The following is an 8,855-nucleotide window of genomic DNA, read 5'->3' as shown; positions in this document are numbered from 1 at the left end:
TTATATAGTGCCTAATTTAACGGGAATTTAGGAATATACCGCCTCCCACACCTACTGCCCCGGATAATAGCCCGATTACTGCTCCAAAAAGAATCGCCCGGAAGACCGGAACCGGTTTAACATCGTCAGTAGTCGCGGGGCTCCTGTATTGAAAAAGCCGGTATGCTGCGAACAGCAGGATAAGACCGACGACTTGTTTGTAGAAAGAGCCCGGAAGAGATAAAGTGCCGCCGATGAACGCGAACGGGATAGAACTTACAGCAAACGGCAGGAAGATATTCAACGAAAAATACCCCGCCCGGTAGAATTGCACAGAAGCGATTGACGCAACGAGGATATTCAATAAGAGAGCCGCAGGCTTCATTATGTCAGGAGCAAGACCGAACAGTGCCATCACAGCCAGATACCCGGAAGCACCGGCATGACCTACCGAGGAATAGAGTAATCCAGCCGCAAAGATGAGTATGGAAAGAAATATTATGTCATCCATATCGCATGATGTTAAGATTTGCTGAACTCTCTTTCCATATTATCCAGTAGTATATCCAGCAGTTTTTGCGTTTCCATCACATTGCTGTTCTGTGGTACGATCTCATCGGGCTTCTGCATGTATTTCCCATCCACGAGTTCATCTTCACAGTTCTGGAACATGAGATTGATACTTTCAACTGAATATTCGATATGGAACTGCAATCCTATCACATTCCCGTATTCAAAGGCTTGATTCGCGCATCCTTCGCTTTCAGCTATCCTTGCAGCCCCTGGTGGTATTTCAAATGTATCACCATGCCAGTGGAAGGCTGTGAACGTACCCGGAAAAGTATTAAAAACCGGAGATTTTTTTGCTTCCGCGGTCAATGAGATTGGGAACCAGCCGATTTCCTTATATCTGTTCCTGCTGACCCTGCCGCCAAGAACATCCGCAATCAATTGAGAACCAAGGCATACACCCAAAACTATTTTTTTGCTCGCAATAGCTTCTGTAATAAAATTCTTCTCCTCCTTAAGCCACGGGTATTTTTCTTCCTCGTAGATATTCATTGATCCTCCCATAATGACCAGCCAGTCAAAATCGTTCATATCAGGGAGTTCTTCGTTATTGAATAGCAATGTTCTTGAAATGCCGTGACCTCTGTTCTTTGCCCAAATTTCGATATTTGCCAGACCTTCGAAGGGTTCATGTTCCAGGGAATGGAGCCTCATCTTTTTTCCTCCTGCTTATTAAACCTGTACGTATGCAGTACATCTTCAGCCCTGATTATGCCTATTTTCTCTCCATGCTCTACCACCGCTATATGTGCCGCTTTGCAGTGCTCGAACATGGCAATGGCATCTGTGAGCCATTTATCTGAATCAATCGTTAGTTCGGGTGAGTGCATGATTTCCTCCACTGAAATATCCAGTTTTATTTTCTCTGCTACGCTCTGCATGATATCTTCCACAGAGACAATACCAGCAAGCCTGCCGTTTTTACTGACAAGCACGCTTGCAATTTTATTTTTCTTCATGAGTTGTGCAGCTTCGCTGAGCTTTGTACCTGTGGGAACTATGATTGGGTTTTTCAAGAGGATGTGGCTTATTTTGGACATTGTTATGTAACCTCTATCATACTGCAAAAACCACAGAGTTCACAGAGGACACAGAGAAAAAACACTTCTCTGTGAACTCTGTGTCCTCTGTGGTTGATATTCTTTGCAAACTTCGCGGTGTGAGTTCCATATTATCCGATTCTCACCCGACCCTGACCTTCGGCTCACAAACAATATTCTTCTTCGGGCACCCCCGCGCGCATGCGCCGCAGCCGATGCAGTTCTCAGGATGCTTTACAGTCATTACCTTTGCCCCGCACAGGTCATCGCTGTCAGGATGGTCTATGTACTCAAACACGCTGCGTCCGCATATCTTGAAGCATTTACCGCAGCATCCGCAGTCGTTGATATTGCTTCTGACCACAAAGGTTGGAATCCAGCTCCCGCCTGAAGCTGTTGCTCCAGTAATGTATTCCATATTTCCACCTCACTGGTGCAGCTTATTGGGGTCGTACCTGTGCCCGAGTATTGCGTTTGTCATCTGGTCAAGCAGGTATATCGAGCCATTATAGCCCATGATCGGATATCGATATACACCTACGCGGTCGTACACGGGGAATCCCACCCGGACAAGAGGCACGTTCTCATCATCAGCAATGTCCTTCCCCTTTGAGTTGCCCACTATTAGTTCAGCGCCGTGGGTTTTTACAACTTCATGGAACTCATAGAGGTCGGTGCCTTCAAGAATCTGTGTGTCTGTTTTGTATTCGCTGTTCACAGCTTTTATATCGGGCGCAAAGTCCTTATGCCTTGTTGCTGTCATCGCTACTGTGGGAGCCATCCCTGCTTCGGCGCAGAATCGCACTATTGCAGAGACAATATCCGGGTCTCCGAATATTGCAACCTTCCTGCCGAACATGTAATGATGCACATCAACCATGCTGTCTATCAGGCGACCGCGCTCAATTACGATCTCAGGGGAAATTGATGCTCCGCCCAGGCGGCTGATATTCCGGACAAACCTGTCCGTGCTGGTTACGCCTATGGGCGCCGGGTCAAGTACCGCAGGAACATTGAACTTATTCTTGAGATACGTAGCTGCTGAACCTGCTGCCCTGCATATCGCTATTGTGCCCAGAGAATTGGCTGAGTCTGCTATATCGGAAAGACTTGTTCCTCCTTCAGGGAGCATGGGTTTGTGCCCTCCGGGCAGTATGGGGGAATCAAGGGTATCTGAGATATCGGACAGGAATATGCTACTCACATTCATTATCCTCAGCATGTTCTTTATCTCCCTGATATCGCCGGGATTGATTATGCCCGTGATTATGTTTATCTTGTTGTTGGTTTCACCCTTTACTGCCAGCGTTTCCACAAGCGTCCGCAGGGCATTATCATAACCCGTGAGATGCGTGCCCACGTAGCTTGGCGTAGATGCAGGGAATATTTTCACCGGATCATCCTGCAGCGCCTTCTTTGATATCAGTTTCACATCGTCGCCTATGGTCTCGCTCATGCATGTGGTGCAGATACCTATCGCCTCAGGGTTCAGCCTTGATTTTATGTTCTTTATCGCCTCCGTCAGGTTCTTTGCCCCGCCGTACACAGCAGCATCCTCGCTCAGCGAAGAAACTGCTACCTCGGCTGATTCCCTGAAATGGCGCGCGATGTTATAGCGGGGGTACGTGCTGCATCCCTGGGAGCCGTGCACTAATGGAACACAGCCGTGTACCCCCATGTAGGCAAGTATGGCGCCCATTGGCTGACACATCTTGGGCGGATTGATCGCAACACTTCGAACCATTTAATTCGCCTCCAGCGGCTTGCTTATGAATTTCCACACAGGGCTGTTGACTGCAACATCGATATCTCTTGCAAAGTTCACGAACCCTTCAAATCCGGCATAGGGCCCTTCTTCGTAGGAATGTCCGTTGATAAAAGGAATGCCAAGCTTATATGTCAGATATTTCTCCTTCAAGCCGCCGATAAAGAAATCGGGCTTAAGCTTGACCAGGTATTCCTCTATCTCAAGCGCATTGGGATTATCGATGCATATATGCCCCGGTGCCACTCTGGACAGGATTTTCTCATAGTCGTCCTTGTGACCGAATGTGGTTGCCGTGAGAACGGTCTCAATACCCAGCTCTCTCATCGGCTCAATCCAGTGCCAGGCTCGCGGCGCTCCCTGGTATATGAAGCATTTCTTGCCCTCAAGCTTCTTTCGATAGTAATCGATTTTGGGCATGTACTTTACAAGCTCCTCTGCGATCACTTTTTCCGCGTTTTCTTCAAGATGGAAGAACTTTCCCACATCGCGAAGTGCCTCTGCCGTCTGTGCCATGCCGAACAGGGATACATTGATATAGGGAATATTGTATTTGTCCTGGATCATCCTGGCAATATAAGTGGACGATCTCTGGCACTGCACGATATTCAGCTTCGCCCTGTGCATTGGCGGAAGATCGCTGTACGAAGCATTACCTGTAAAAACAGAAAGGACTCTCACACCCATCCTTTCAAAGAGAGGCTTGACAATCCAGGCATCCCCGTCGATATTGAATTCACCTATTATGCACATGTCGTAAGGCGTGGTCTCATCAGGTTCACCGGTTCCTACCACTTTCTCAAATAGAGTGCGGTTGGCTATGTGATGCCCTAATGACTGGCTTACTCCGCGGAAACCTTCGCAGTGGAACGGCACAACAGGTATTCCAATCTTTTCCTGAGCCTGCTTGCATACTGCTTCGGTATCATCGCCAATGAGCCCAACTACGCATGTAGAATAGACAAAAACTGCCTTAGCTTCCGGAAAAAGCCCATGCGATTCTACTATGGAGTTGTAGAGCTTTTTTGCGCCTCCGTATATCACGCTCTCCTCTGCCAGATCCGTGGAAAAGCAGTATTTCCTGTGCAGTTTCATATCTGAAAGGTTCCTGCGCGTTCCCCACGTATAGTAGGCGCACCCTATTGGACCGTGCACCAATTGAATAACATCCTTTACCGGACCGCCCACCACGCCCCTGCACCCTGCGAATGTGCAGCCGCGCTCTGTCATATCTCCCGGTACTGTCTGGATATTGCACATGGGCAATATCATATTCCCGGGCTCATGACATACGATATGTGGCTGACGCTGCGGTATAGGTATGTCACATTGCGGTAATATTGTCGTCATTTTTTAGTTCTCCTTTTTGTCAGTTTAGTGACTTTTCAATTTATTCTGGATAAATGAGTCATTGAAAGGATAATCGACCACAGAGTACACAGAGGTTCACAGAGAGATATTGTTTTTCTCTGTGTTCTCTGTGCGCTCTGTGGTTTTTCAAGACTCAATCGATTTTACTTCAATGCCCGTTCTCCGCTCTCTCCTGTTCTCACCCTTACAGTGTCCTCTACAGGGCACACGAAAATCTTGCCATCTCCGATATGCCCGCTCTGATTTGTCCTGATTATGGTCTCAACCACTTTCGGGACATCCTCATCCTTTACCACTGTATATAACATCCTCTTCGGGACAAAGCGCATGCTAACACCGGTATTTTTCTCCCCTATATCGGTAAGCGCGGGATCAAGCTCATAATTCCAGCCAGGCAGCCCCTTCTGTTTGCCGCGCCCTTCTACGCTCACCATAGTAAGGGCGGGAATGCCAATCCCCAGAAGCCCTGCCTTTGTTTCCTGCAACCTGTGCCTTCTGATTATAGCGATAACTTCCTTCATGATCTCACCTATAATCCGGATGCGCCTGTCCTTACAGTGTAAACCTCTGAAACATCGGTCACGAAAATCTTGCCATCCCCGATATTCCCTGTTCTTGCGCTGTTCTGGATAACGTTCACTGCCTTTGGAACGTCCCCGTCTTCCACGACCAGCATCAGCATCACCTTGGGCAGTTCATCGTAACATACTGTCCCTACCCTGATTCCCTTTTGCTTGCCGCGTCCGAATACATTCATTTTGGTGAGGGAATAAAACCCTTCTTTTTCCAGGCGCTCCACAACTTTCTCTTCCCTGTTCGGTCTGATTATTGCACGGATCATCTTCATGTTCTCACCTCTCAACAATACCGAATTCAACCATCATGTCTTCAAGCTCCTGCATAGCCATGGGCTTCGGGATTACGAAATTCCTGTTCCCGATTATGTTTCTCGCAAGGGAACGGTAAACTTCAGCCTGTGTGCACGCCGGGTCAAAGTCAATTACGGTCTTACGGTTGATTTCCGCCCTCTGCACGATGTTATCGCGGGGGACGAACTGGATTAACTGTGAGCCTATCTTTTTTGAGAACTCCGACAGAAGTTCTCTTTCATTGTCCACGTTGCGCGAGTTGCATATTATACCTCCGAGGCGTGCTTCGCCGTTCTCTGCAAATTTAACTATGCCCTTGCAAATATTATTGGCAGCATAAAGCGCCATGAGTTCTCCGCTTGCCACGATGTATATTTCTTTGGCGTATCCTTCGCGTATTGGCATGGCAAAGCCGCCGCACACAACGTCTCCGAGCACATCGTAGAAGACGAAATCGAAGTCTTCGTTATACGCACCAAGCTCTTCCAGCAGTTTTATTGCTGTGATTACACCACGTCCTGCACAACCAACGCCGGGCTCTGGACCTCCTGCCTCAACGCATTTTATTCCACCATAGCCTGTGTGCCTCACGGTATCCAGTTTCACTCCGCCTGTACCGTTGTCACGCATGGTATCAAGCACTGTTGCCTGTGCTTTTCCTCCAAGCAGCATCCTTGTCGAGTCCGCCTTCGGGTCACAGCCTATCTGCATTACGCGCTTGCCCATAGAAGCAAGAGCTGCGGTAAGGTTCTGTGTTGTTGTGGACTTACCGATTCCGCCTTTTCCATATATTGCTATCTGTCTCATTTCCTCCTCCTATACAGGTAAACAATAGCCTACTGGTGACTTAATTATATTTAAACATTTTCAGTATAAAAATTAAGGATATGTTGATAGCCCCCCCTGAGTTCACATCTGTGTATGGTGATTTTGTTAAATCAATCCCTGGAAAAAATTGTAGAGAGCGTTAAGGTTCTAATCAATTCACTAAAAATCGAAATCGATATTGATGGCTAAAGTAACTACCCGATCTGAGCACCTCAAAATATTAAAGTATTAATCATTAGCGTAATGCCGAACAATCAGTAACCTTTACATATGGTTGAGACCTATATGCCTATATGACAAGAATCATGAGGTATATAATTGAATAGACAGATAAACAGTAACAGTAATCAGCAGCCGGAGGAATTTACCAGAGTTCGCATTCCACAAAAAAGCGCGAACGAAATCCTGGGTACTGTTGAAAGCATTTTGGGGGCAAATAAACTGCGTGTAAGGTGCATGGATGGTGTTGTAAGGCTCACCCGCATCCCGGGTAAAATCAAAAAAAGGATATGGATCCGCGAGGGGGATGTAATCATTATCGTCCCATGGTCTTTTCAGAATGAAAAGGCTGATATTATTTGGAAATATACCCCTCCTCAGGCGAACTGGCTTGAGCGCAAGGGATTTTAAAAATCTAACATCGTGATATGGTCAGCGATAAGGAGCTTTAGTTGAACGGGTGACCGGCCCGATGAAACTCCGCATGCGGACCAAGGATTCAACCAGGAAAAGGAAGCAAACCTTTTCCTTCGGGCACGGCTAAAACATTGCCTGAATAATATGAGCAATTTTCAGAACATCCGCATAGAGACATTTTATGTATTCTACAATTGGGAATATTCATATATCTTCTATGCTCCACTCCAGGTTCAGTAATATCATCCTTTGAGTACCCAAAATCGGCACAATCTTCTTTAAAAATCATTTTTTCTACCTCCTGGGATGTAATCATTTCCAAGAGCTATATAGTTATGTTAATCGGGGGTTCTGCCAAGTCAGCGGTTGGTTGAACAAAATCAAATATATGTATTTCTCTTTAGAAGTGAAACGGCAACTGATAATGTCCATTTGTAGTGGTTATTCTACTATCCTGGGGACAGTATGTTATCAACCGCAGACTTTACGGCACCGACCTGTACAGGTTATTCGCAGGCATTCAGGTATTAAGATGGCTTACGAGCTCAGATTTGCCCGCCCATGTAAAAAACCGCTTTAGCTTGACTTTGCAAATTTCAACTGTTCCGATCAAACATTCGCCATGCATTTCCATAATGTACCTGTTCACATCGGATTTATCCCACTTTTCAAGCGACTTAACCTTATTGATATTCTTTAAAAATCTACTATAATCCGTTAGGGTTTTCTCTGCCGTGCCATTGATTTTGAGTTCATGGAGGAATTTATCGATTATGCTGACCATGTTACTTAATATGTAATTACTACATGATAAAGCCATGAGCAAAAAAAATTAACAAATCTACATAATGTAGTTTTTTAACTCACATTCAAGAGGTAGCCGTTGATAGATACCATTTTTCGTACTTGATTGACTTGCAGTTCAATATTGTGAGAATAGAAAGAAAATCTTAGAAACAGTGAACCTGGGCTTTAAAGAGAGAGTGTATTACGAGTGCCTACAGAATCCTTCTACGAGGAAAAACTCAGAGTCTGCACTCAACCTTTTGCCTGCAGGTCTAAATGCGGGACGAATCTAAGCTGGTTGCTGATATATCTGCATACCAAAGCCAAACAAGGACACAATCAGTTTATGCATATCAGTCAGATTAGTTGTATTTTTATATATTTTATCTCCTATAGTAAAAATCGCAACCGATATACCACGTAAATTCTTGAAAAGCACCTGTCCTGTTGGATTATCTGTCATCCCTTTATTCCCTTCAATCACCTCTCCCTCTTCTTTCAATTTTTTCCTGATCATCCTCTCCATAAGCGTGTAAACCATAAGAGCAACAAGATACACAAAACCCAAAGCTAATATCCTGTTCTCATTATTAAGAAAAATAGGAGCGACAGCAGCCGGATTTTTCGCCCATTTGAAATTCGATTCCACTCCAGCCTGACCCTTATACACCTTTAAAAACTCATCATCAGGAAGCCTTTCCTTATTAAGAATACTTGTAGCAAGGACGTAGCGGCTCTCGCTCTTTTGTCTCTCGGAAATCTTATCGGAGGACAGTGTAAAGCTCGCATCTATCATCCATTTCTCCAAAGTTTGTACTTTTTCATCATTACGTGGTCTTCCTCTTCCTCTTTTTACAGGAACCTCAATCTTTTTTACATCTAAATTGAGAGAATGGTAGAGCACTTTTTTCTTGTCTTTCATCCGGGATGCTTCAGTCAGGGCATCTTTTTCGCAGGCAAATACCTTTTTCTTTAACACCGATTTTCGTACGTGCCTAAATCCTCATAATT

General features: G+C 45.5%; 13 protein-coding genes. 1 reads left to right on the top strand and 12 read right to left on the bottom strand.

Annotated elements, in window-relative coordinates; all coding sequences use genetic code 11:
* Positions 1-16: 16 nt before the first annotated feature.
* The 9 genes from MNV_RS18285 to cfbC form a co-directional block, all read right to left on the bottom strand.
* Positions 17-490 carry a sulfite exporter TauE/SafE family protein gene (locus tag MNV_RS18285; protein WP_096207379.1) on the bottom strand — a complete coding sequence of 158 codons (474 nt, stop codon included), beginning with the start codon at positions 488-490 and terminating at the stop codon, positions 17-19.
* 11 nt (positions 491-501) lie between these two features.
* On the bottom strand, positions 502-1,203 hold the full coding sequence (locus MNV_RS18280) for a type 1 glutamine amidotransferase (RefSeq protein ID WP_096207378.1): 702 nt from the start codon (positions 1,201-1,203) through the stop codon (positions 502-504).
* On the bottom strand, positions 1,200-1,589 hold the full coding sequence (locus MNV_RS18275) for a CBS domain-containing protein (RefSeq protein WP_096207377.1): 390 nt from the start codon (positions 1,587-1,589) through the stop codon (positions 1,200-1,202). The genes MNV_RS18280 and MNV_RS18275 overlap by 4 nt, the downstream gene beginning before the upstream one ends.
* Positions 1,590-1,731: 142 nt before the next feature.
* A complete protein-coding gene (locus tag MNV_RS18270) occupies positions 1,732-2,007 on the bottom strand; it encodes a 4Fe-4S binding protein (RefSeq protein WP_096207376.1) in 276 nt (91 codons plus the stop codon).
* Between the two features lie 9 nt (positions 2,008-2,016).
* Complete coding sequence (locus MNV_RS18265; RefSeq protein ID WP_096207375.1) at positions 2,017-3,333, bottom strand: nitrogenase component 1; 1,317 nt, start codon at positions 3,331-3,333, stop codon at positions 2,017-2,019.
* A complete protein-coding gene (locus MNV_RS18260) occupies positions 3,334-4,704 on the bottom strand; it encodes a nitrogenase component I subunit alpha (RefSeq protein WP_096207374.1) in 1,371 nt (456 codons plus the stop codon).
* Between the two features lie 164 nt (positions 4,705-4,868).
* Entirely contained in the window at positions 4,869-5,246 is a 378-nt protein-coding gene (locus MNV_RS18255) for a P-II family nitrogen regulator (protein WP_096207373.1), read from the bottom strand.
* Between the two features lie 8 nt (positions 5,247-5,254).
* The gene (locus tag MNV_RS18250) at positions 5,255-5,572 is read right to left on the bottom strand and encodes a P-II family nitrogen regulator (protein ID WP_096207372.1); all 318 of its coding nucleotides are present in this window, start codon (positions 5,570-5,572) and stop codon (positions 5,255-5,257) included.
* 4 nt (positions 5,573-5,576) lie between these two features.
* Complete coding sequence (gene cfbC, locus MNV_RS18245; protein ID WP_096207371.1) at positions 5,577-6,401, bottom strand: Ni-sirohydrochlorin a,c-diamide reductive cyclase ATP-dependent reductase subunit; 825 nt, start codon at positions 6,399-6,401, stop codon at positions 5,577-5,579.
* Between the two features lie 339 nt (positions 6,402-6,740).
* On the opposite strand from cfbC, the gene eif1A reads away from it, so the two are divergent.
* Complete coding sequence (eif1A, locus tag MNV_RS18240) at positions 6,741-7,052, top strand: translation initiation factor eIF-1A (protein WP_179294083.1); 312 nt, start codon at positions 6,741-6,743, stop codon at positions 7,050-7,052.
* Positions 7,053-7,140: 88 nt separating this feature from the next.
* Here eif1A and MNV_RS19155 read toward each other — a convergent pair whose 3' ends face one another.
* The 3 genes from MNV_RS19155 to MNV_RS18230 form a co-directional block, all read right to left on the bottom strand.
* Positions 7,141-7,347, bottom strand: a complete 207-nt coding sequence (locus MNV_RS19155) for a hypothetical protein (protein WP_143311906.1) — start codon at positions 7,345-7,347, stop codon at positions 7,141-7,143.
* A gap of 231 nt (positions 7,348-7,578) precedes the next feature.
* The gene (locus tag MNV_RS18235) at positions 7,579-7,842 is read right to left on the bottom strand and encodes a hypothetical protein (protein ID WP_096207370.1); all 264 of its coding nucleotides are present in this window, start codon (positions 7,840-7,842) and stop codon (positions 7,579-7,581) included.
* A 291-nt stretch (positions 7,843-8,133) separates the two neighbouring features.
* Positions 8,134-8,823 carry an IS1634 family transposase gene (locus tag MNV_RS18230; protein ID WP_096207369.1) on the bottom strand — a complete coding sequence of 230 codons (690 nt, stop codon included), beginning with the start codon at positions 8,821-8,823 and terminating at the stop codon, positions 8,134-8,136.
* Positions 8,824-8,855: the final 32 nt, after the last annotated feature.

The sequence above is a fragment of the Candidatus Methanoperedens nitratireducens genome, assembly GCF_900196725.1.
In the GTDB taxonomy this organism is placed as follows: Archaea; Halobacteriota; Methanosarcinia; order Methanosarcinales; family Methanoperedenaceae; genus Methanoperedens; species Methanoperedens nitroreducens_A.
The sequence above is the reverse complement of the archived record's forward strand: the minus strand, read 5'-3'. Positions and strand labels throughout refer to the sequence as shown.

Coding starts and splice junctions, on each gene's coding strand:
- MNV_RS19155 (WP_143311906.1), bottom strand. CDS start 7,347: ATGATTTTTAAAGAAGATTGTGCCGATTTTGGGTACTCAAAGGATGAT.
- MNV_RS18260 (WP_096207374.1), bottom strand. CDS start 4,704: ATGACGACAATATTACCGCAATGTGACATACCTATACCGCAGCGTCAG.
- cfbC (WP_096207371.1), bottom strand. CDS start 6,401: ATGAGACAGATAGCAATATATGGAAAAGGCGGAATCGGTAAGTCCACA.
- MNV_RS18270 (WP_096207376.1), bottom strand. CDS start 2,007: ATGGAATACATTACTGGAGCAACAGCTTCAGGCGGGAGCTGGATTCCA.
- MNV_RS18255 (WP_096207373.1), bottom strand. CDS start 5,246: ATGAAGGAAGTTATCGCTATAATCAGAAGGCACAGGTTGCAGGAAACA.
- MNV_RS18285 (WP_096207379.1), bottom strand. CDS start 490: ATGGATGACATAATATTTCTTTCCATACTCATCTTTGCGGCTGGATTA.
- MNV_RS18265 (WP_096207375.1), bottom strand. CDS start 3,333: ATGGTTCGAAGTGTTGCGATCAATCCGCCCAAGATGTGTCAGCCAATG.
- MNV_RS18250 (WP_096207372.1), bottom strand. CDS start 5,572: ATGAAGATGATCCGTGCAATAATCAGACCGAACAGGGAAGAGAAAGTT.
- MNV_RS18235 (WP_096207370.1), bottom strand. CDS start 7,842: ATGGTCAGCATAATCGATAAATTCCTCCATGAACTCAAAATCAATGGC.
- MNV_RS18280 (WP_096207378.1), bottom strand. CDS start 1,203: ATGAGGCTCCATTCCCTGGAACATGAACCCTTCGAAGGTCTGGCAAAT.
- MNV_RS18275 (WP_096207377.1), bottom strand. CDS start 1,589: ATGTCCAAAATAAGCCACATCCTCTTGAAAAACCCAATCATAGTTCCC.